We start from the raw sequence: 19,218 nt of genomic DNA on the forward strand, positions 1-19,218 counted from the left end.
TCCCGCTCGATCACGCTTGATCCCGCTTGATCCCGCTTTCAAGACAGCAAGCAGAGCAACAGGAAGTATCAGGCGGATCGCCGCGCGTCAGCAGCGGCGACCCGCCTGCAGCAGCAACCACGCGCAATACTAGAAACTGATCAGAAGCCGCGCGGTATTCGCCTTGTCTTTGTCCTGGGTGGAAGGATGAAGCCGGGCAACAGTGCATGTGGCGCCTGCACGCGTAGCGCGCAACGCCACGGATTGAACGATGCTCAACTCTCGCGGATATATAGGATGACTAATCGTATTGCATTGGTGACAGGTGGTATGGGCGGCCTCGGCGAGGCCATCAGCGTGAAACTGCATGACGCGGGTTATCGCGTTGTCGTGACGCACTCGCCGGACAACGCGGGCGCCAGGGACTGGTTGGCGCGCATGAAGGAGACCGACCGCGAATTCCACGCCTACGGCATGGATGTGGCCGACTATGATTCGTGCCAGCGCGGCGCGAAGCAGATCCAGAGCGAGATCGGCCCTGTGGATATTCTCGTGAACAACGCGGGCATCACGCGCGACATGACGTTCCGCAAGCTCGACAAGGTCAATTGGGACGCCGTGTTGCGCACGAATCTCGATTCGATCTTCAACATCTCGAAGCCGCTGTGCGACAGCATGGTCGAGCGCGCCTGGGGCCGCATTATCAACATTTCGTCGGTGAACGGTTCAAAGGGTTCGGTCGGCCAGACCAACTACGCCGCGGCGAAAGCCGGCATGCACGGCTTCACGAAGTCGCTCGCGCTGGAAGTGGCGCGCAAGGGCGTGACCGTGAACACCATTTCACCGGGCTATCTCGCCACGAAAATGGTGACCGCCATTCCTCAGGATATTCTCGATACGAAGATCCTGCCGCAGATCCCGATGGGCCGCCTCGGCAACCCCGGTGAAGTCGCGGCGCTCGTGCTGTTCCTGTGCTCGGATGAGGCGGGCTTCGTGACGGGCGCAAATATTCCTATCAACGGCGGCCAGCATATGCAGTAACGCTATGCTAAACATGTATCGCGCATGAATGATGTCAGGCGACTTTCGCTGGGCGATGCGCGGCGCATGGGGCAGCGGTAATCCATACCGACCGCCGCATTGCAGGGGACGCGTAAAGCGTGCCTTGCAATGCGGCGGTTTTGCATGGTGCCGCCGGGGTTTGCGGGGCACGAACGTCGCGGTCGCCGGTTTCGGGCCGACGGGTGCAACGCTCGCACGCGCTAGGCGCGGCGCGTGTGCCGCAGCGGCGCGAGGCCGCTTGACCCGACGCGCGGGCGGTCCGCAATGAAACGCGAGCTCAAAGAAAGCCTTCCGGCGTTTCGAACTCCGAATCGTCGACCTCGATATCGGCCGAGCAGGCTCCCTCGATGGCGGGCGGCGTCTGTTGCGCCGCGAAGCGCTCGCGCACGCGCTCGCGAATGCGTTGATGGATCATGCGCCGGCGCGCCGTGTCCATCGCGGCGTAGCGGTCGAGTTGCTCGCGCGAAAAGTGCAGCGTGGCGGCGCAGCGCGCGTCGAGCGTGGTGTCGCGGTGCGAGTCCACGACCCACGAAAGCTGGATGACGATTGTCTCACCCTCGTCGATGAGGCTGACCGCCGGCCGCTTGGGCGATTCGAAAATATTCGCGACGGCGATCTGGATTTCCTCCAGGCGCTGGGCGAAATCGAAGGTGTTCATAAGGGCTCCCGTCTCGATGGCTGATTCCCGCACACTTCGCAGCGCGCATCGGGCGTTCCAGCCGTGCCTGGGCACGCACGATGCGCCCATTGGCAAGCGGCAGGCGAACGCGCAAGCCGCGTAGCGCCACACGAATGGCACGACGCATGCGCGCCCGCTTAGGGACTGTCACTCATCGAAGCCTGCAAGGAGGGAGCCATGTCCATGATCGTTGCAAGCCGCTTCACGACGCTGCACGAAGCGGAAGTGGCCGTCGACAAGCTGCGTTCGAACGGCTTCGTCGGCGAGGATATTGCCTCGTTTTTCGTGAATCCGAGCGGCCAGCACGCGCGTTATCCGGCGGGCGGCGACGAGTTTGTCGACCCGGGCGCGCGCGGGTCGTCGCTCGGCGCCGCCACGGGCGCGGCGGCGGGCGCGGTGATCGGCCTCGTGCTCGGCGTGCTGATCTCGTACGTCGTGTTCCACTCGCTGGTGGTGCTGGCGGTGGCCGCCGGCGTGGGCGCCTATGTGGGCACGCTGGCGGGCGCGCTATGGCAGACGAGGGGCGGCGGCAAGGCGCGCCCGCCCGACATCGGCCACGAGCCCGACGGCACGCCAAGGGCCCGCGAGTCCGGCGTGCTGGTGGCCGTGCACGTGAGCCCCGGCACCCAGCACACGGCGGCGCAGGTGCTGGGTACGGCAGGCGGTATGGAGATCGAGCGCGCGGACGGACGCTGGCAGCAAGGGCACTGGGCGGACTTCGACCCGACCCGCAGCGTCGAGCCGCTGCGCGAATGAGGGGCGGCACGTTGCGCCGACAAGGAGGACGACATGAAGCATCGCGAGAGCCCGGACGACGACGGCAAGCACGTCAAGCGTCCGCAGCACGAAAGCAGTGAGCCGCTCGCGCGGCGTCACCCGCACGAACCGCGCTCGGTGGGCCGCCAGGGGCATAGCGACGTGGAAAGCGGGCAGGAGGACACGGACCGCTGGGGCGGCGATACGTACCAGGAGCGCACGAAAAACGACGCCCATGTGAACCGCAATTCGCGAGAGGGGCGGCGCTGAGTTCGCTCAGGCCGGACAGCTGCCGCTGAGCGCCGCGTATTACCTGGCGTTACGTGGGCATTACTTCGGCATTACCTGGGCGACACGTCGATGTCGCCGAAGTACTTATGCGCGAGCGATGTGACCGTGCCGTCGGACTCGATCTTCGCGATGGCGGCGTTCAGGCGCTCGCGCAAGGCCGTATTGCCCTTGCGGATGCCGAACGCCACGCCGCTGCCCAGAATCTTGTCGTCGCGCACGGCTTCGCCCACGAAGGCAAAGCCTTTTCCTTCGGGCTGCGAAAGAAAGCCCTTCTGGCCCGCGGGTGCGAGCACGAGCGTCGCGTCCAGACGCCCGGCGCCGAGGTCTGCGTAAATCTGGTTCTGGTCCTGGTAGGGCACCACGGTCACGCCGGCGGACTCCCAGTGCACCTTTGCATAGGTTTCCTGAATCGACGACTGCAGCACGCCGACACGTTTGCCCTTGAGCGACGCGGCGGTGGCGACGAGCCCGCTGTCACTGCGCGCGATCAGGCGGCTCGGCACGCGATAAATCACCGTGGTGAAATCGATGGCCTCGCGGCGCTTTTCGGTGGCGTTCATCGCCGAGTTGATGGCGTCGAACTTGCGGCCCTGGAGCGCGGGAATCAAGCCGTCGAACGAGGTTTCGACCCATTTGCAGGTCATGCCCGCCTTCGCGCACACGGCATTGCCGATGTCGATATCGAAGCCTTGCAGCGTGCCGTCCGCGGCTTTGGTTTCGAACGGCGGATACTGCGCCTCGACGCCGAAGCGCAACAGGTTCGCATCGGCGAATGCCGATGCCGGGCCGAGTACGCCGTATACGCACGCCAGCGCGAGGAGCGCGTTGCGTCGCTTCATGATGATCTCCTTGCCTATCAGGCTCGTTGTGTTTCGAAGGCGGTGCGCTAGATCGCGCAAAGGCGGCGTGCGCCTTCGAGCAATGTTTCGTCATCCTTGGCAAAGCTCAGGCGGATGATGCCTTCGTCGGTGCCGTCGGTGTAGAACGCCGAGAGCGGAATCGTCGCCACGCGGGCGTCGCGAATGAGCCGCAGCACGAAATCGCTGTCGCGCTCGTCGGAGAAAGACCGGAAGCGCACGAGCATGAAGAAGCTGCCTTCGCTTGGCAGCAGTTCGAATCGCGAGCCCTCCAGCGCGCGCGCGAGCAGGTCGCGCTTGTGCTGGTAGAAGGCCGCGAGGCCCAGATAGCTTTGCGGCTCGGCAAGCGCCTGCGCGAACGCATACTGCATGGGCGTGTCGGCGGAAAAGACCATGAACTGGTGAACCTTGCGGAGCTCGTCCATCAGCGCGGCGGGGGCAAGGCAATAGCCCACGCGCCAGCCTGTGACGTGATACGACTTGCCGAACGACGAGACGATCACGCTGCGCTCGGCCAGCTCGCGATAGCGCGCCATGCTCCGGTGCGGCGCGCCGTCGAACACCACGTGCTCGTACACCTCGTCGGAGAGAATCACGATGTCGGTGCCGCGCGTGAGCGCCGCAAGCCGCGCGATGTCGTCCTCGCCGAAAATCGTGGCCGTGGGATTGTGCGGCGAGTTCACGATGATCATGCGTGTGCGCGGCGTGATGGCTGCGCTTACCGCGTCCCAGTCCACGCGGAAATGCGGCTGCGCGAGCTTGACCGCGACGGGCTTCGCGCCCTGCAGGCGGACGATGGGCGCATAGCTGTCGAACGAGGGCTCGAAATAGATGACTTCGTCGCCGGGATGCACGAGCGCGCTGATCGTCGAGTACAGGCCTTCGCTCGCGCTTGCGAGCACGGTCACTTCGCTCGACGGGTCGTAATGCGCGCCATGAAGCGTCTCGAACTTCGCGGCGAGCGCTTCGCGCAGGTCGGCGAGGCCCGCCATCGGCGCGTACTGGTTGTGGCCTGCGCGCATGGCGGCGGCCACGTCATCCATGAGTTTTGCAGCCGGGTCGAAATTCGGTGCGCCTTGCGAGAGGTTCAGCGCCTGATGTTCGGCGGCAAGCTGGCCGATTACCGTGAAAATCGTCGTGCCTACATCGGGCAGCTTGGAGCGGGCCTGCGCGGCGCTCTGCATGGTCGGTCTCCCTCTGGGCGGCGCGCGGCCGCATGGTGTGACAAATGCGAGGTTGCCGGAAGATCGGGCCTTGCGCTGAGCGCCCCATTACGCCGAAAGAGCGACCCGCATGCAATCGATTAATTCTCATGCCCGCCATGCGCTGCCCTCATGGCGCACTACGGCGTCGTGCGGTCCTCACCCATCCACTCGCTGAAGAGCCGCACCTTCTGCTGTTGGGCTACGCACTCGGGGTACACGAAATAGTAGCGCGAGCCTGTGGGAACGGCGAGATCGAAGGGCATGACGAGACGGCGTGTTTCGACATCCTCGCGTACGAGCGTGCGGTCGGTAATCGCGACGCCGAAGCCCTGCATGGCGGCAGTGGCTGCGAGATCGAGCGATTCGAACGTGGGGCCGAGATCGGCATCGACCTGTTTCGCGCCCGCGCGCGCGAGCCACAGACGCCAGTCGGCGTGATCGCGCGTGGGGTGCAGCAGGGTTTGATGGGCGAGGTCGTCGGGCTTGACGAGCGGGTGGCGCGAGAGCACCTCGGGCGTGCAGACGGGCGTGAGGTATTCGTCGAAGAGCGGCACCGCATGCACGTCGGCGCCGGGCGACGAGCCATAGATGATCGCCGCGTCGAAAGGCTCCGCCTGAAAGTCGACTTCGTGCCCCCACGTGGTCGTGATCTGGATCTGCAGGTCGGGGTGCTCGTTCTGGAAGCGCATGATGCGCGGCAGCATCCAGCGCATCACGCAGGTCGGGACCTTGAGCGCAAGCTCGGTGCGCTGGCGCGTGAGGCGCTGCGAGGCTTCCTCGATGCGGCCGAAGCCGTCGCGCACGGCGGGCAGCAGTTGCTCGCCTTCGGCGGTGAGCGTGAGACCTTTCGATGAGCGGCGAAAGAGCGGCAGGCCGTAGTACTGCTCGAGCGCGAGGACTTGCCGGCTGACTGCGCCTTGTGTGAGGCAAAGGTGCTCGGCCGCGCGCGTAAAGCTGCCGTAGCGAGCGACCGTTTCGAAAATCTGCAGGGCGTTGAGCGGAGGAAGGCGTCTCATGGCGGTCGTTGGGCGGCCGGGCGAGTGCACACCCGGCGGGAATCGAGCCGCTATGATACGACGGCCGCCCGCTTCAATCGTCCGCGCCGCCTGCGCTGCGCGCCGTGCTTGCCGCGCCGCTTCCCGCAATAAGTATAGCGATTAGCAGTGGGAGAAAAAGCAGGCCAATTCGGAATGTCGGACGCATGGTCCAGGTTCCTGAAACTCAAGTCCTGGCTTTTCGACGGACTTGCGACGTACGGAGACAGTTGCGTCTCCGCGCGATTATTCAACAGGACAATCGCTAATGCTGGAGTTACCCACTGCAGATTTTCTGATACGCGTCGCGAGACCTGGCATCAAAAGGAGCGCGCGAAAGTCACTGCGGGCGCGCCAGTCAAACGCGTGGCATATGGCGATACTCCTGCAAATGACGGTAGTACGCAGGCCTCAAGCAGCGGCAGTACCCCAGCTTCCGTACCAACCGGAGGTAAGATTGTGCAGATGTCCGATAAATGGGTGTATCAAAATCTTCCCGCAGCAGTGGGCCGCGAACTGGCCGAAACGATTCGAGACGACGGGTATGCGCGGCATATTCTCTATGTACCGTTTTATCTGCCAAGCGCGATTGAGCATGTGGCTGCCTTGTTGGAGGGACGGGAGCACGACCACGGCAATCACCACCTATCCCTTCACTACACCGAAGCGGAAGTGGCGAAGGCCGTAGAAGAAAAGCAGGCGCGGCTCGACAAAAAATTTGGAAGGACGTAAGGATGGCTGATTTTTCGCAGAAACGACGCCAGCGCTTCATTAGCGAGCCGTACTTCAAATGGCTCTCAGGTTTTCTGGTTCAGTCCATAGACAAATGGTCGAACACGCTGCCCGCTAACGGTACCGAGGCACAGAAACGGGCCAATGCTGCGTCTTCTCGTGCAGACGGACGGTTCGAACTACTCCTGCTCCGCTACACGGCAGGCGAGCCTATTGCAGCGATGCGTGACGAACTCGACGCTGTGGTCGTAGAGTACGAACAGGTCGCAAAATACCGAGGTCAGGAGTTCGGTCGGCCGGACTGGCCCGCTTTTCTTCTCAACGAACTCGCCGACTACGAGCGTGCGATGCAGCTCATCGGGCTCTGCCACCTGCTTCACCGAAAGGACCTCCTTCCTCGTATTGCTGCACTGGAAGACCCGATGTATCGCGCCCAGGATACCCTGTATGAGGACCTTCTCGCATACGGCATCGACGACCGTGTAGACGTGGATACGTGGTTTCATGAGTCGTATCGGGACTGCATCAACAGTGTCTACGGCGATTCTGATGAAGAGAGCTTGACGGACCTGGATGCTTATCTTGAGAAGTGGTATGCGTCCATGCGCGGCGTCCAATGGCACGACAACCATCTGGACCTGTCCGAAGACAAAGGGCTTTATTTCGGCTACTGGGCAATCGAGGCGGCCGCGCTCGCGTATCTGCTGGAGCTGGACGACACCTCGCTGCGCGAGCACATCGTCTACCCCAAGGACCTCGTCGACTTTGCGCGTAGTTTCCAGGAGAGTGCTCCGAGCGGGGCTCCGACTACCGGGCCCGTCACGGTCCGAACTGGCCAGATTTGCCCGGAGACGGGTGTCTGGAAAGCGCAAGGATTCAATGTACCGGGTGTGCTGGTAAAGCAGGGCGATGTAATGCCCGACGTTTTCGCTCCGGACCGCAGCGGAGCGCACCGGCCGCAACCGGCGATGTGGGCGTTCGAACGTAAAGCCTGACGGCACGTTGAATTCCACCTGTAAAGCCCGCCGCGCCTAATCCGGCGGTGGAGCGGTTCCGCGAAACCGTATTCGCGTTCGTGGCGCGTTCGCGCGAGGACAGCTGACGCTTTGAAATATTTTTGTTGCGCCCCTTTCGGATTGCGCCGACCTGCCGTTAACCCGTATGCCTCGATACGGGCGTCTGGCGAAACCACAAGAGCAAAACGAATAGACAGTGGCAACGAGAATCATCGAAGGAGCGGCAGCGCGGTCCGCCGCCGGGCGCGAGGCGTCCATCGCAGGCCGCCCGGCGGCGGTGTACCTGCTCATCAAGCTGCGCGAGCACAAGGCGCGGGTCATGCTGCTGGCCGTCGCGGCGGGCTGTGTCGTCGCGTTCGCGTCGTGGCTGGACAACCAGTTGCGGCCCGCGCTCGAAGCGCGCGAGCGCAACGAACTGAACGAGGAAGCGGCCGAGGAGATGCGCACGGCCGTTGCGCCCTGCGTGCCCGGCGCGCGACACAGCCATATCTCGTGGTGCGGCGCAGTGAGGATTGTGCCGCCAGTGCCAGGACCCGTCGCGCCGCTTCCCCTCATCGCGGGCGCGCCCGCGGCGTTCTGCACGGCCAATCGCAGCCCGTCCTGCTGACGTCCTGTTCGCGCGTTGCCGGGTAGTGCCGGTATCGGTAGGGGCCGTGCACGGCGAAGTGCCGTTGCCCCGTGCAGCGAGCGAGATCGTGCGCGTTGCCGTGCTGCCGTGATCAGGGCCAGATCCGCTCCGCCGCTTTCGATCTATGCCTGCAGGCGCGCATGCTGCGCCGGCACAATTGCGGCGTGGTGACGCTGCGTTTGTCGAGCAGGACGTCGGGTACCCGCAAGAGCTTCAGATCCGGCATTCTGATATCAATACGGTGTGTGACAAAAATAATGAGCCGCGATTGGATTGATTCCGGCATAGTCCGCATGACTTCTCGTGTCCACCGCACCTAAACCGACAGCATCGAAAGGTAACGCACATGAACGAGATTTTCGGGCCCGAAGACGACTTGCCCGGCACGGCCGATTGCTGCTGTTCCAACGAAGTGACCGTGGCGGGCCTCTCCATGGCCGACGTCTGGCCGCTGCCTGGCGGGCGCGCGCTCACGCAGGTATCGCAGAAGGGCAAACCGGCCGTGACGCTCGCGAAAACGCGCCCGAATCCGGTGTTCAACGGGCACCGGGATTGGCTCGACGGCCGCCTCGTCGATACCGTGCACAAGGCGCAGGGAGCACGGCAATGAAGGCCGCCGTGGTGCGCGCGCCGGGCGGGCTCGACCGGATCGAACTGCGCGACATCGCCGAGCCCGGTGCGCCCGGCGCCGGCGAGATCCGCGTGGAGCTTCACGCCACGTCGCTCAATTTTCACGACCTGCTGGTGGCCAACGGCGCGATCCCCACGGCGGATGGGCGCGTGCTGATGGCCGATGGGGCAGGGGTGGTGTCGGCGGTCGGCGCGGGCGTGACGGAATTCAAGCGCGGCGACCACGTCGTGTCGTGCTTCTTCCCGCAATGGGCGGACGGCTTGCCGTGGCAGGCCGTGGGCAACTTTGCGCAGACGCCCGGCGACGGCGTGGACGGCTTCGCGACCTTGCACGCCGTGCGGTCCGCGAGCGCCTTCACGCTCGCGCCGCGCGGCTGGACCTCCGCCGAGGCGGCCACGATCACGACGGCGGGGCTCACCGCATGGCGCGCGCTCGTGGCCGAAGGCGGCCTCAAGGCCGGCGACACCGTGCTGACGCTCGGCACCGGCGGTGTGTCGATCGCGGCGCTGCAGATCGCGCGGATGATGGGCGCTTCGGTCATCGTCACGTCATCGTCGGACGAGAAGCTGGCGCGGGCGAAAGCGCTGGGCGCGGACCAGGTGGTCAACTACCGGCAACACGAAAAGTGGGGCGCGCTCGTGCGCGACATGACGGGCGGCAAGGGCGTGGATCACGTGATCGAAGTCGGCGGCCCCGGCACGCTCGCCCAGTCGATCGATGCGGTGCGCGTGGGCGGCCACATCGCGCTGATCGGCGTGTTGACCGGACGCGAAGGCACCGTGCCGACCTCCGTGCTCATGGCGAAGCAGGCGCGCCTGCAGGGCTTGATCGTGGGCAGTCGGCGCCAGCAGCAAGACTACGTCGCGGCGCTCGACCAGGCCGGCATTCGTCCCGTGCTCGACCGGACGTTCGGACTGGACGAGCTGGCCGACGCGTTTCGTCATCAGCAGGCCGGGGCGCATTTCGGCAAGATCTGCGCGGCCTGGTGAGGCCAACGTGGCGCCGATGGGGCGCGCGTAGGCGGTCGTCGTGCAAATTGCTTTGCATGGCAAAATGATTAAAAGCGCCATGCGAGGCGCAATGTTTCCGTTCTTTACACCGCATCACGAAGTGATATAAATAAACAGCACACGGAAAAAACGCGAACGAACCGGCCTGCTGATCCGCAACCACGAGAGCCGGGTACGTTCCATGCTCAGGAGCCCCACCATGCCGCTTTCCCGTCGTCGCTTCATGATCCTTGCCGCCTCCGTGGCTTCCACGGCGGCACTCTCCAGCGAATCGCGCGCCGACGCGCCCGTGCTCTCCGAGAGCGATCCGACCGCCATGGCGCTCGGCTATAAAACCGACGCGAGCAAAGTCGACAAGACCAAATTCCCGCGCTTCCAGACAGGACAGACCTGCGCGAACTGCCAGCTGTTTCAGGGCAAGCCGGGCGCGCCGAATGGCCCGTGCGCAACCTATGGCGGCAAGATCGTCGACGCCAAAGGCTGGTGCAATGCCTACGTGAAGAAGGCCTGAGCCATGCCCCCGCGAGGGGTATGCTACAGGCCATCGGGCAATGAGTTTCGGGAGGCGCAATGAAGGCGGTGTGCCCGCTGCACGGGCCTACGACCATCGTCGGTACGAACGCGTACGGGTTTCCGGTGTATGCGTGTTGCCGCGACGACATTCCCTTTGTCATGCCTCCGGACGCCTGTACGCGCGAGCCGGTGCGCTCCGCAGACGAGCCGGCGCCGAAACCCCGGCAACCTCCGGCAGACAAGGAGCCACGCTGACGAACCGATCGTTCGCCCACGCCGCTACGCGTTAGTCATGCGTAATGACGGCCTCGAGCAAACAGCCGAATTCCAAAGCGAATTCGACCGAGACGCGTGCATGCACGGCGCCTTGTTTGTCGAAGAATCGCTGCGTCCCGGCTAGCGTGAACACACCTTCATGCCAGATGCCGGGGTGGATATAGAGACCGTGCCGCCCGTCGAAGCGGAAGCACACGAAATTCTCCGGCGTAATGTCGTCTCCCGGCAATGCGAGCGGAACATAAAACGGGCGACGATCGAGCGGAAAGAATAGTTGCCCGCCGTCGGGGTGATAGTTCGCATGCCATATCAACATGCGCTCCGGTGTGGCAGCGCTGTCTTCGTGTGCGTCGTCTGGCTCCGTTGCGTACGCGAGAACATAGTTGCCGCCAACCGCTTCGTTTCGCCCGTAAAGAATGTCGCCGCGCCATTCGCTCACGAACGTGCCTTCGGTCGTGCCCGCTTCGTCGCCGGTTCCCGGGTCGATCGGTCTTGACCCCACTGCGGGCCACTGGACGATTTCCACCTGGCACGCGTGCGGGTCGTCCACCAGCTTGCCATAGCCGTTCAGCGTTGCCGAAGTCGCCTCGACCACGGGCATCGCCACTCGCCGCAGGTTTCGCGGAAGGGCCGGATTGAGGTAGTCGATCTCTTTGCTCATGACGAATGTCACCGGGCGTAAAAAGGCGATGCGCCAGAACCGCAACGGCACCGAGCTTAGAGCGCGTACCCGTCGGCAGTCAAATGAATAATCGTGCGGCGGCGCGATTCGCACGCCGCCGGAGCCGGTGTTCGCCTGGTGGTGCAATATGGATCGCGGCCGGCGCGTCCCTGCGCGGCAAATTCAGGAGTGGGTCATGAAATCGAATCTGCGATGCGCCTTGTATGCGTCTTTTCTGTTGACCGTCACTGGCGTGGCGCATGCCCAATCGGCAAATGCGCCCATGGACGCGTCGATGGCGCCGGGCACGACCCAGGCGGCGCCCAGCACGACGAAGGCGGACCGCGCACTCGCCCGAGCCGTGCGGCGCGCCTTGTCGAGGGCACAGGGATTCAATGTTTCCGGCGTTTTCGTTCGCGCGCGCGGCGGCGCCGTGACGCTGAGCGGCACGGTTCGCACGGGCGACCAGATTCGTCAGGCGGAAGACGTTGCGCGTTCGGTGCAGGGCGTGACTTCGGTGACGAACAAGCTGACGCTCTTTCACGGCGGGAACGGTTGAATTCGCCACGTTGGGATTCGCGCGCGGATTGCCCGGGATGCAGTCAGCGTTTCCCGAAGCGGCTCCTTCGACCCCGGCTTGTCACGCAGCAACCCGGCGAGCAAAAGAAAATGGCGCCGCAGGCTGAAAGCCTGCGGCGCCACTGTCCGGTGCTACGGCGCGGAACTCAATCCAAACCCCGCGCCGCACTCCGGCATGACACTTACATCGTCACCGTATCGGCCACTTCCTTGAAGTCGGCGATCTGGTCGAAGTTCATGTATTGGTAGATCTTGTCGCCGTTGGCGTTGATCACCCCGATGTCGGCCATGTACTCTTCCCTGGTCGGGATCCTGCCCAGACGCGAGCAGATCGCCGCCAGCTCCGCCGAGCCGAGGTACACGTTCGTGTTCTTGCCCAGACGGTTCGGGAAGTTGCGCGTCGAGGTCGACATGACCGTTGCGCCTTCGCGCACCTGTGCCTGGTTACCCATGCACAGCGAGCAGCCCGGCATCTCGGTACGCGCACCAGCCGTGCCGAACACGCCGTAGTGGCCTTCTTCGGTCAACTGCTTCTGGTCCATTTTGGTCGGCGGCGCAACCCACAGCTTGACCGGAATGTCGCGCTTGCCTTCGAGCAGCTTCGACGCGGCACGGAAGTGACCGATGTTGGTCATGCACGAGCCGATGAACACTTCGTCAATCTTGGCTCCAGCAACGTCCGACAGCGTCTTCACGTCGTCCGGATCGTTCGGGCAGGCCACGATCGGCTCATGCACGTCGGCCAGGTCGATTTCGATGACGGCGGCGTACTCGGCATCCGCATCCGGTTGCAGCAATTGCGGGTCGGCCAGCCATGCTTCCATCGCCTTGATGCGGCGCTGCAGGCTGCGCGGGTCCTGGTAGCCCTGGGCGATCATCCACTTCAGCAGCGTGATGTTGCTGTTGAGGTATTCGATGATCGGTTCCTTGTTCAGGTGCACCGTGCAACCGGCGGCCGAACGCTCCGCCGATGCATCCGAGAGCTCGAACGCTTGCTCGACCTTCAGATCGGGCAGGCCTTCGATTTCGAGAATGCGGCCCGAGAAGATGTTCTTCTTGCCTTGCTTGGCGACCGTCAGCGTGCCTTGCTTGATGGCGTAGAGCGGGATGGCGTTGACGAGGTCACGCAGCGTGACGCCCGGCTGCATCTTGCCCTTGAAGCGCACGAGCACCGATTCCGGCATGTCCAGCGGCATCGTGCCGGTGGCGGCCGCGAAGGCGACCAGGCCCGAGCCTGCCGGGAAGCTGATGCCGATCGGGAAACGCGTGTGCGAGTCGCCGCCGGTGCCGACGGTGTCGGGCAGCAGCATGCGGTTCAGCCACGAGTGGATCACGCCGTCGCCCGGACGCAGCGCAATACCGCCGCGGTTGCTGATGAAGTTCGGCAGCGTCTGGTGCGTCTTCACGTCCACCGGCTTCGGATACGCGGCGGTGTGGCAGAACGACTGCATGACGAGGTCGGCCGAGAAGCCGAGGCACGCGAGGTCCTTCAGTTCGTCGCGGGTCATCGGGCCCGTGGTGTCCTGCGAACCGACCGAGGTCATCTTCGGTTCGCAGTACGTGCCCGGGCGCACGCCCTGGCCTTCCGGCAGACCGCACGCGCGGCCAACCATCTTCTGCGCCAGCGAGAAACCCTTGCCGCTGTTGGCCGGCTGCTGCGGCAGGCGGAACAGTGCCGACGGGGCGAGACCCAGCGCTTCACGCGCCTTGGCGGTCAGACCGCGGCCGATGATCAGCGGAATGCGGCCGCCGGCGCGCACTTCGTCGAACAGCACGTCGGACTTGACCTGGAATTCGGCAATGACTTCGCCGTTCTTGAGCGCCTTGCCTTCGTACGGACGCAGTTCGACCACGTCGCCCATTTCCATCTTCGAGACGTCGAGCTCGATCGGCAGGGCGCCGGCGTCTTCCATCGTGTTGTAGAAGATCGGGGCGATCTTGCCGCCCAGGCACACGCCGCCGAAGCGCTTGTTCGGGATGTAGGGAATGTCTTCGCCCGTGAACCACAGCACCGAGTTGGTGGCCGACTTGCGCGAGGAGCCGGTACCGACCACGTCGCCCACGTAGGCGACCAGGTGGCCCTTTTCCTTCAGCGACTCGATGAACTTGACCGGGCCGCGCTTGCCGTCTTCTTCCGGCGTGATGCCGGGACGGGCGTTCTTCAGCATCGCCAGCGCGTGCATCGGGATGTCCGGGCGCGTGGTCGCGTCCGGGGCAGGCGAGAGGTCGTCGGTGTTGGTTTCGCCCGTCACCTTGAACACGGTGATGGTCAGGCTCTGCGGCACTTCCGGACGGCTCGTGAACCATTCGGCGTCGGCCCAGCTTTGCAGCACGGCGCGCGCGTTGGCGTTGCCGTTGTCGGCCAGTTCCTTGACGTCGTGGAACTGGTCGAACATCAGCAGGGTTTTCTTCAGCGCGTCGGCAGCCACGGTGCCCACTTCGGCGTCGGACAGCAGTTCGATCAGCGGGGCGATGTTGTAGCCGCCCAGCATCGTGCCGAGCAGTTCGGTCGCGCGAGCGCGCGAGATCAGCGCGCAGGCGGTTTCGCCCTTGGCCACGGCAGCGAGGAAGCCGGCCTTCACGCGAGCGGCTTCGTCGACGCCCGCGGGCACGCGGTTCGTGATCAGGTCGACCAGCATCTGCTCAACGCCCGCGGGCGGGTTGGTCAGCAGTTCCACCAGTTCGGCGGTCTGCTGGGCCGTGAGGGGCAGGGGAGGAATGCCGAGCGCGGCGCGTGCGGCTACGTGAGCGCGATAGTTTTCAAGCATTGGGGGACCTACTGGTATTGCGTTTGAAGGCGAAGGCTTTTCAGGCACTCCGAGGCTTTTCCAGACACTGCTTTGAGCGGGATTTTAAGCGCAATACGATATAACGTCAAATGTCTTATGTCTTATATAAGAGTTGGCCACGACGCCGATGCCGGCGTCAAAAAACCTGCGATTTCCCTCAGGGCTTGCGGCCAAACGCTTCCCGCAGCTTTCCTTTTGCTTTCACGAGCGTGTCGCGCCGCGATTTGGGCAGGTTTCTGCCCGCGCGGTTGATGTAGAAGTTCAGCATCGACATGGCCGACTGGAATGGCGTGCCCTTGCGCCGCCGGCTGTGCAGCGACGACTCCTTGAGCGAGCGGGCGATCGCTTCGGCGCTGCCGGACCTGAATACGCCGGCCTCGATGTCCATGGCGTCGCTCGTTTCGTTCACGTGTTTCGACCATTTGTTCGTGGTGCCGCTCGCGGCGCTTTTCCTTTGACCTTTGGCGGCGCGCGCGCGGGCATGACGCTGCCGCGCGGGGCGGCCGCCCTTGCGTCGCGTAGAAGGAGGCTGGCTCGTGTTCATGACTTCTCCCATCAGACGATTCGTTTGCTGCGCAAATGCAATACCGGCTGCACCGTGCGGCGGCGTCCGGCACGCCCTATGCGGCCACACGGTGTATACGCACGCGGAGAGGGCGCGTCGAACCGGCAAGGGAGGCAGGCGATCATGAAGTCAACGCCACGCTATGAAGTGAATGTCTGCGGCGGCAATTTCCAGCATGTCCGGGAATGCTTTCGCGAATGGAAGAATGAGACGCTTATCTATCGCAAGGACCAGAAGATGTTTGAGGGACGCAACGAGGTGCGTCCGCTGGAAAAGCGCGAGTACGACAACACGGAACAGGCGCGCAAGGCGCTGCAAAACGCCTGCAGCCCGCACGATCGCTATGCGCTGGCTGCAGAAGTGAGCAACGGCGAGCGCGACATGTGGATCGTGATGGCGGCCTATCGGGAATGAAGGCGGCGCAAGACCGGCGCAGGAGCGAGCGCGCCGGCGCAATCGTGAAGATCAGCCCGACGGGCGAGGTAAAAGAATTACAAGCGCGGCGCGCGGAATTGCAACCGCCGCGCACGAGGGAGGGATCAAATGAAAAGCATTGCGAAATCGGCTGCCAGTCCGGGCAGGCCGCGCGCCCGCTCGTGGCTCCTTTTGTGGCTGCCCGGCGCGCTCGCGCTGGCATTCGGCTGTACGGCCTGCAAACGTGCGGACGAAGGCGCCCGCCCGCAAACCGTGAACGCTTCGAGTAGCCAGATGCCGGCGCCGGCCGGCGCGCAAATGGCGCCGGCGAGCACCCCGAAACCGTAAGCAGGATGCCTCGCATCCACCCCTTTGAGGAGCCGAGTATGGGTCTTTCGACACAAAACCCCACGCCGGACGAGTCCGGCGAAACCGGCGACGAACGCGCCTCCGGCAAGCAACCGGCGCAGAAGAAACCCGCACGGGGTGCGCCGGGCAGCTTCGATCAACCGGAGTCGCGGCCTGAGTTCATGCCGCGCGAGGGCGGCCCGCACCCGGAGCAGACCGCGGAGGTGCCGCTCGGCCATCACGGCCGGGCGGAGCCGCCGGGATCGTTCGGGCACAATAGTCCACCCGTGAAAAGGAAGGGCGGTTAGTCATGCGAGGTACCGCAGCGCGCTGCCTTCAGGCGGCTCTTCGTAGCCGGCGCTCCAGCATAGGGTGAAAAACCGGTTAGCCGCTGGCGCTTCAGGCGTGGCGGCCGGCCGGCTCGTGCGCCTCTTTCCGGAGGCCGCCTTCACGTCGGCGCTGGCGTATTACGTGGTCTATCGGCCCGAGTGCGCGAGTTTGCCGCGCCTGACGGCGTTTCGTGACTGGCTAAGAAGCGAGGTGCGGGAAGAGGGGGCGCCCGGCGCGAAAACCGCGCTAAGGCGCGAGTATCCACGCCGTGATGGCGTGCACGACTTCGCTTTCGATGCCGTTGAAGCCGTGATGGGCGAACGCCCCGCACGGGTCGCCCCGCGAGGCGCCGCCGGAGACGAGCATCAGCCTGGTTTCCGGCGATTGCGTGAGCTTTTGCATGAGTGTGTCTGTCTCCGATACCGGACAGAGCTTGCAGGCGTCGTCCTTGTTGTGCACGACGAGCACGGGAATCCTGAGCGCGGAGAGGTTCATGCCCGTGACCGGGTCGCCGCCGCGGTTTTCGCGCAGGATCGTCGAGGTGAGCACGATGCCGTCCGGGCCCGCGCCGGGGTTTGCGTCGGGGTTCGCGAGCGCAATGGCGACGGCCGCGACCGACTGCGTGCCGCGGCTCGTGCCCACGAGCCATACCGGCACGTGTAGTTGTTCGCGCAACCATGCGATCACGGCGCGGGCGTCCGCGGCGTGTTCGGGCGTCTGGCGAAAGCCGTCCAGGTAGGGCGGAGATTGCCGGTCGCCCGGCGCGTCGATGACCGCCACGGCAATGCCGTCGTTCACGAACAGCATGCGGCTTCGCACGAGAAAATTGTTGGCGCCCCAGCCGAAGTTTCCCTGCGGGTCCAGTTGCAGGCCGCCGTGGCCGCCCGCGTAAAGAATCGCGGCCGCCTTTGGCGCTGCGGGCGCGATGAAGAGGAAACGCTGGGTGACGCCGGGCCGGGTGGGAATATCGACGACCTTGGGCGCGCTTTGCGCGTGGGCCAGCAAGGACGACGCTGCGAGCACGAACGCCAATGTCAATGCCGACGCCAGCGGCGCGCCGCGCCGCCAGCGCGAAGCCATGCGAGCGCTCATGGCCGCGTGACCTGGTTCAGCGCCCTGCGAGCATGCGCCCGCCGAGCCCGATCAGCACGACGCCCACCACCGAGTCGAGCGCGGCCTTGCGCCGGACGAGGAACTGGCGCACGGCGGGATGTGAGGCGAGCAGGGCCATCGAGCAATACCAGGCGCACGAGATGAGGATCGCCATCACGACAACGGCCGCTTCGAGCCAGCGCGGCGCGGCGGGGGGCACCATCAACGCGAAGATGCTGCCGTAGAACGCTATGGCCTTGGGATTCGTCATGCTGACGACGTAGCCCTTTTTCGCTGCGGCCCAACCCGATGCACCCGCCTGCGCCGCAATCTGCAAGGGCTGTCGCGCGGCAAGGAGCATTTTCGCGCCGAGCCAGATCAGATAGGCCGCGCCTGCAATGCGCAGCCCGGTGCCGATCCAGGCCACGTGCGCGACGATCAGGCTCAAACCCGCCATGGCTGTCCATGCCCACGTGCCGGAGGCGGCCGCGAGGCCGAGACCCGTCGCGAGGCCCGCGCGCCGCGAGGCGACCGCCGTGGAGGTGACGATGACGAAGTTCGGCCCGGGGCTGGCGACGCTCAGCAGCAGGACGCCCGAAAGTGCGAGCAGGACGTTGAAATAGTTCATGATGGCAGGTTCCGCGGCAGGTTCGATGCGGCCTCAATCGACGCATCGTGGATGCCTGGCATGATACTCCGGGCGATGCGATGCGATGCACTGCGCGACGAGCGCATCCCGCGCCGCGGCCAGTCATACGCTGGGCCGCTTAAGGTATCGTTTTACATGGCTTGGTGTCCGGCTTGCGCAGGTTGGCTTACAACGTGCGAAAGTCAGGACCATCCCAAAACCCACTGAACGGAGTCACCGCGATGACCACCTCCACCGCCGCACGCCGCGCCGCTTTCCGCGCCAAAGTCAACGAACGCCGCGGCCTGCTCGTGCCGGGCGCCTTCAACGCCATGAGCGCCCGCGTGATCGAGGACGCCGGCTTCGAAGCGCTCTACCTTACGGGCGCGGGCGTCACCAACATGTCGTTCGGCCTGCCCGATCTCGGTTTCATCGGTTTGAGCGACATTGCCGAGCACACGGCGCGCGTGCGCGACGCGGTCAACCTGCCGCTCATCGTCGACGCCGACACGGGCTTCGGCAACGCGCTCAACGTGCGCCAGACCGTGCGCACGCTCGAGCGCAGCGGCGCCGACGCGATCCAGTTCGAAGACCAGGTGATGCCGAAGAAGTGCGGCCACTTCGCCAACAAGGAGGTGATTGGCGCGGGCGAGATGGTGGGCAAGATCCGCGCGGCGGTGGACGCGCGCGAAGACGGCAACCTGCTCATCATGGCGCGCACCGACGCGGCCGCCGTGCACGGCATCGAAGACGCGATCGCGCGCGGCCACGCGTTCATCGAGGCGGGCGCGGACATTCTCTTTATCGAAGCCACGGAAAAGCTCGAAGACATCGAACGCCTGCCCAGGCTTATCGACGCGCCGCAGCTCATCAACATCGTGATTGGCGGCAAGACGCCGGTGCAGTCGCGTGAAGCGCTGGCGGGCCTTGGCTACGCACTGGTGCTGTACGCGAACGCGGCGCTGCAGGGCGCGGTGGTCGGCATGCAGCGCGCACTTGGGCAGTTGCGCGCAAACGGCCGCCTGGACGAAGACCCGACGATCGTCGCGCCGTTCGCCGAGCGCCAGCGTCTCGTGAACAAGCCGCTCTTTGACCGGCTCGATAGCGAGTACGCGCCGAAGGACTGAACGACGCCCCCCGGCC

At 64.7% G+C, this 19,218-nt stretch carries 22 protein-coding genes and 1 pseudogene; 14 read left to right on the forward strand and 9 right to left on the reverse strand.

Translation table 11 applies throughout. The features are described 5' to 3' along the window. The first annotated feature begins 276 nt into the window (after positions 1-276). Complete coding sequence (gene phbB / locus BHE01S_RS08780; protein WP_042262838.1) at positions 277-1,020, forward strand: acetoacetyl-CoA reductase; 744 nt, start codon at positions 277-279, stop codon at positions 1,018-1,020. A gap of 298 nt (positions 1,021-1,318) precedes the next feature. Here phbB and BHE01S_RS08785 read toward each other — a convergent pair whose 3' ends face one another. After that, positions 1,319-1,699, reverse strand: a complete 381-nt coding sequence (locus tag BHE01S_RS08785) for a hypothetical protein (RefSeq protein ID WP_042262840.1) — start codon at positions 1,697-1,699, stop codon at positions 1,319-1,321. Between the two features lie 198 nt (positions 1,700-1,897). On the opposite strand from BHE01S_RS08785, the gene BHE01S_RS08790 reads away from it, so the two are divergent. Together BHE01S_RS08790 and BHE01S_RS08795 are read left to right on the forward strand one after the other, a co-directional pair. Continuing rightward, positions 1,898-2,476 carry a hypothetical protein gene (locus BHE01S_RS08790; RefSeq protein ID WP_042262842.1) on the forward strand — a complete coding sequence of 193 codons (579 nt, stop codon included), beginning with the start codon at positions 1,898-1,900 and terminating at the stop codon, positions 2,474-2,476. 33 nt (positions 2,477-2,509) lie between these two features. After that, a complete protein-coding gene (locus tag BHE01S_RS08795) occupies positions 2,510-2,746 on the forward strand; it encodes a hypothetical protein (protein ID WP_042262844.1) in 237 nt (78 codons plus the stop codon). Positions 2,747-2,817: 71 nt separating this feature from the next. Here the strand turns inward: BHE01S_RS08795 and BHE01S_RS08800 are convergent, their stop codons facing one another. The 3 genes from BHE01S_RS08800 to BHE01S_RS08810 all read right to left on the reverse strand — a co-directional run bounded on the left by BHE01S_RS08800 (position 2,818) and on the right by BHE01S_RS08810 (position 5,845). Next, entirely contained in the window at positions 2,818-3,606 is a 789-nt protein-coding gene (locus BHE01S_RS08800; protein ID WP_042262846.1) for an ABC transporter substrate-binding protein, read from the reverse strand. A gap of 47 nt (positions 3,607-3,653) precedes the next feature. Next, positions 3,654-4,808 carry a methionine aminotransferase gene (locus tag BHE01S_RS08805; RefSeq protein ID WP_042262847.1) on the reverse strand — a complete coding sequence of 385 codons (1,155 nt, stop codon included), beginning with the start codon at positions 4,806-4,808 and terminating at the stop codon, positions 3,654-3,656. A gap of 158 nt (positions 4,809-4,966) precedes the next feature. Beyond that, a complete protein-coding gene (locus BHE01S_RS08810; protein ID WP_042262850.1) occupies positions 4,967-5,845 on the reverse strand; it encodes a LysR substrate-binding domain-containing protein in 879 nt (292 codons plus the stop codon). Between the two features lie 483 nt (positions 5,846-6,328). On the opposite strand from BHE01S_RS08810, the gene BHE01S_RS08815 reads away from it, so the two are divergent. The 6 genes from BHE01S_RS08815 to BHE01S_RS08840 all read left to right on the forward strand — a co-directional run bounded on the left by BHE01S_RS08815 (position 6,329) and on the right by BHE01S_RS08840 (position 10,391). Further along, positions 6,329-6,595 carry a hypothetical protein gene (locus BHE01S_RS08815; protein ID WP_157025243.1) on the forward strand — a complete coding sequence of 89 codons (267 nt, stop codon included), beginning with the start codon at positions 6,329-6,331 and terminating at the stop codon, positions 6,593-6,595. Between the two features lie 2 nt (positions 6,596-6,597). Continuing rightward, complete coding sequence (locus BHE01S_RS08820) at positions 6,598-7,590, forward strand: PoNe immunity protein domain-containing protein (protein WP_042262855.1); 993 nt, start codon at positions 6,598-6,600, stop codon at positions 7,588-7,590. A gap of 217 nt (positions 7,591-7,807) precedes the next feature. Beyond that, positions 7,808-8,218 (forward strand): hypothetical protein, encoded by a 411-nt coding sequence (locus BHE01S_RS08825; protein ID WP_157025245.1) that lies wholly within the window; start codon positions 7,808-7,810, stop codon positions 8,216-8,218. A gap of 367 nt (positions 8,219-8,585) precedes the next feature. Then, on the forward strand, positions 8,586-8,849 hold the full coding sequence (locus tag BHE01S_RS08830; RefSeq protein ID WP_042262860.1) for a hypothetical protein: 264 nt from the start codon (positions 8,586-8,588) through the stop codon (positions 8,847-8,849). Beyond that, positions 8,846-9,859, forward strand: a complete 1,014-nt coding sequence (locus BHE01S_RS08835; RefSeq protein ID WP_042262861.1) for a zinc-dependent alcohol dehydrogenase family protein — start codon at positions 8,846-8,848, stop codon at positions 9,857-9,859. The genes BHE01S_RS08830 and BHE01S_RS08835 overlap by 4 nt, the downstream gene beginning before the upstream one ends. A gap of 220 nt (positions 9,860-10,079) precedes the next feature. Further along, on the forward strand, positions 10,080-10,391 hold the full coding sequence (locus BHE01S_RS08840; protein ID WP_042262863.1) for a high-potential iron-sulfur protein: 312 nt from the start codon (positions 10,080-10,082) through the stop codon (positions 10,389-10,391). 288 nt (positions 10,392-10,679) lie between these two features. Here BHE01S_RS08840 and BHE01S_RS08845 read toward each other — a convergent pair whose 3' ends face one another. Then, complete coding sequence (locus tag BHE01S_RS08845; RefSeq protein WP_245639678.1) at positions 10,680-11,477, reverse strand: ureidoglycolate lyase; 798 nt, start codon at positions 11,475-11,477, stop codon at positions 10,680-10,682. A gap of 49 nt (positions 11,478-11,526) precedes the next feature. Here BHE01S_RS08845 and BHE01S_RS08850 point away from each other — a divergent pair, with 49 nt between their 5' ends. After that, on the forward strand, positions 11,527-11,889 hold the full coding sequence (locus BHE01S_RS08850) for a BON domain-containing protein (protein WP_042263245.1): 363 nt from the start codon (positions 11,527-11,529) through the stop codon (positions 11,887-11,889). 202 nt (positions 11,890-12,091) lie between these two features. Here BHE01S_RS08850 and acnB read toward each other — a convergent pair whose 3' ends face one another. Together acnB and BHE01S_RS08860 are read right to left on the reverse strand one after the other, a co-directional pair. Continuing rightward, the gene (gene acnB / locus BHE01S_RS08855; protein ID WP_042262865.1) at positions 12,092-14,677 is read right to left on the reverse strand and encodes a bifunctional aconitate hydratase 2/2-methylisocitrate dehydratase; all 2,586 of its coding nucleotides are present in this window, start codon (positions 14,675-14,677) and stop codon (positions 12,092-12,094) included. 178 nt (positions 14,678-14,855) lie between these two features. Further along, positions 14,856-15,254: a DUF3175 domain-containing protein gene (locus tag BHE01S_RS08860; RefSeq protein ID WP_042262867.1), complete on the reverse strand. Its 399-nt coding sequence runs from the start codon at positions 15,252-15,254 to the stop codon at positions 14,856-14,858. Between BHE01S_RS08860 and BHE01S_RS39780 the strand changes: the two genes are divergently transcribed. The 3 genes and pseudogenes from BHE01S_RS39780 to BHE01S_RS38965 form a co-directional block, all read left to right on the forward strand. Further along, positions 15,153-15,677, forward strand: a complete 525-nt coding sequence (locus BHE01S_RS39780) for a hypothetical protein (protein ID WP_407669491.1) — start codon at positions 15,153-15,155, stop codon at positions 15,675-15,677. The two genes, BHE01S_RS08860 and BHE01S_RS39780, sit on opposite strands and share 102 nt — an antisense overlap. A 386-nt stretch (positions 15,678-16,063) precedes the next feature. Further along, positions 16,064-16,333 (forward strand): hypothetical protein, encoded by a 270-nt coding sequence (locus BHE01S_RS08875; protein WP_042262872.1) that lies wholly within the window; start codon positions 16,064-16,066, stop codon positions 16,331-16,333. 97 nt (positions 16,334-16,430) lie between these two features. Further along, positions 16,431-16,565: pseudogene (locus BHE01S_RS38965) on the forward strand (LysR family transcriptional regulator); the annotation flags it as partial. A gap of 36 nt (positions 16,566-16,601) precedes the next feature. Here BHE01S_RS38965 and BHE01S_RS08880 read toward each other — a convergent pair. Together BHE01S_RS08880 and BHE01S_RS08885 are read right to left on the reverse strand one after the other, a co-directional pair. After that, positions 16,602-17,447: an alpha/beta hydrolase gene (locus tag BHE01S_RS08880; RefSeq protein ID WP_084068686.1), complete on the reverse strand. Its 846-nt coding sequence runs from the start codon at positions 17,445-17,447 to the stop codon at positions 16,602-16,604. A gap of 16 nt (positions 17,448-17,463) precedes the next feature. Next, positions 17,464-18,075: a LysE family translocator gene (locus BHE01S_RS08885; RefSeq protein ID WP_042262877.1), complete on the reverse strand. Its 612-nt coding sequence runs from the start codon at positions 18,073-18,075 to the stop codon at positions 17,464-17,466. A gap of 242 nt (positions 18,076-18,317) precedes the next feature. On the opposite strand from BHE01S_RS08885, the gene BHE01S_RS08890 reads away from it, so the two are divergent. Further along, positions 18,318-19,202 carry an isocitrate lyase/PEP mutase family protein gene (locus tag BHE01S_RS08890; protein ID WP_042262879.1) on the forward strand — a complete coding sequence of 295 codons (885 nt, stop codon included), beginning with the start codon at positions 18,318-18,320 and terminating at the stop codon, positions 19,200-19,202. The last annotated feature ends 16 nt before the right edge of the window (positions 19,203-19,218 follow it).

This window comes from Paraburkholderia heleia NBRC 101817, from assembly GCF_000739775.1.
Taxonomy (GTDB): Bacteria; Pseudomonadota; Gammaproteobacteria; order Burkholderiales; family Burkholderiaceae; genus Paraburkholderia; species Paraburkholderia heleia.

Bases quoted from the DNA above. Each gene is read 5' to 3' on its own strand.
- BHE01S_RS08820 (WP_042262855.1), top strand. From the start codon at position 6,598: ATGGCTGATTTTTCGCAGAAACGACGCCAGCGCTTCATTAGCGAGCCG.
- BHE01S_RS08790 (WP_042262842.1), top strand. From the start codon at position 1,898: ATGTCCATGATCGTTGCAAGCCGCTTCACGACGCTGCACGAAGCGGAA.
- BHE01S_RS08785 (WP_042262840.1), bottom strand. From the start codon at position 1,699: ATGAACACCTTCGATTTCGCCCAGCGCCTGGAGGAAATCCAGATCGCC.
- BHE01S_RS08810 (WP_042262850.1), bottom strand. From the start codon at position 5,845: ATGAGACGCCTTCCTCCGCTCAACGCCCTGCAGATTTTCGAAACGGTC.
- BHE01S_RS08815 (WP_157025243.1), top strand. From the start codon at position 6,329: ATGTCCGATAAATGGGTGTATCAAAATCTTCCCGCAGCAGTGGGCCGC.
- BHE01S_RS08860 (WP_042262867.1), bottom strand. From the start codon at position 15,254: ATGGGAGAAGTCATGAACACGAGCCAGCCTCCTTCTACGCGACGCAAG.
- BHE01S_RS08840 (WP_042262863.1), top strand. From the start codon at position 10,080: ATGCCGCTTTCCCGTCGTCGCTTCATGATCCTTGCCGCCTCCGTGGCT.
- BHE01S_RS08875 (WP_042262872.1), top strand. From the start codon at position 16,064: ATGGGTCTTTCGACACAAAACCCCACGCCGGACGAGTCCGGCGAAACC.
- BHE01S_RS08830 (WP_042262860.1), top strand. From the start codon at position 8,586: ATGAACGAGATTTTCGGGCCCGAAGACGACTTGCCCGGCACGGCCGAT.
- BHE01S_RS08800 (WP_042262846.1), bottom strand. From the start codon at position 3,606: ATGAAGCGACGCAACGCGCTCCTCGCGCTGGCGTGCGTATACGGCGTA.
- BHE01S_RS08850 (WP_042263245.1), top strand. From the start codon at position 11,527: ATGAAATCGAATCTGCGATGCGCCTTGTATGCGTCTTTTCTGTTGACC.
- phbB (WP_042262838.1), top strand. From the start codon at position 277: ATGACTAATCGTATTGCATTGGTGACAGGTGGTATGGGCGGCCTCGGC.
- BHE01S_RS08835 (WP_042262861.1), top strand. From the start codon at position 8,846: ATGAAGGCCGCCGTGGTGCGCGCGCCGGGCGGGCTCGACCGGATCGAA.
- BHE01S_RS08795 (WP_042262844.1), top strand. From the start codon at position 2,510: ATGAAGCATCGCGAGAGCCCGGACGACGACGGCAAGCACGTCAAGCGT.
- BHE01S_RS08880 (WP_084068686.1), bottom strand. From the start codon at position 17,447: ATGAGCGCTCGCATGGCTTCGCGCTGGCGGCGCGGCGCGCCGCTGGCG.
- acnB (WP_042262865.1), bottom strand. From the start codon at position 14,677: ATGCTTGAAAACTATCGCGCTCACGTAGCCGCACGCGCCGCGCTCGGC.
- BHE01S_RS08890 (WP_042262879.1), top strand. From the start codon at position 18,318: ATGACCACCTCCACCGCCGCACGCCGCGCCGCTTTCCGCGCCAAAGTC.
- BHE01S_RS08885 (WP_042262877.1), bottom strand. From the start codon at position 18,075: ATGAACTATTTCAACGTCCTGCTCGCACTTTCGGGCGTCCTGCTGCTG.
- BHE01S_RS08805 (WP_042262847.1), bottom strand. From the start codon at position 4,808: ATGCAGAGCGCCGCGCAGGCCCGCTCCAAGCTGCCCGATGTAGGCACG.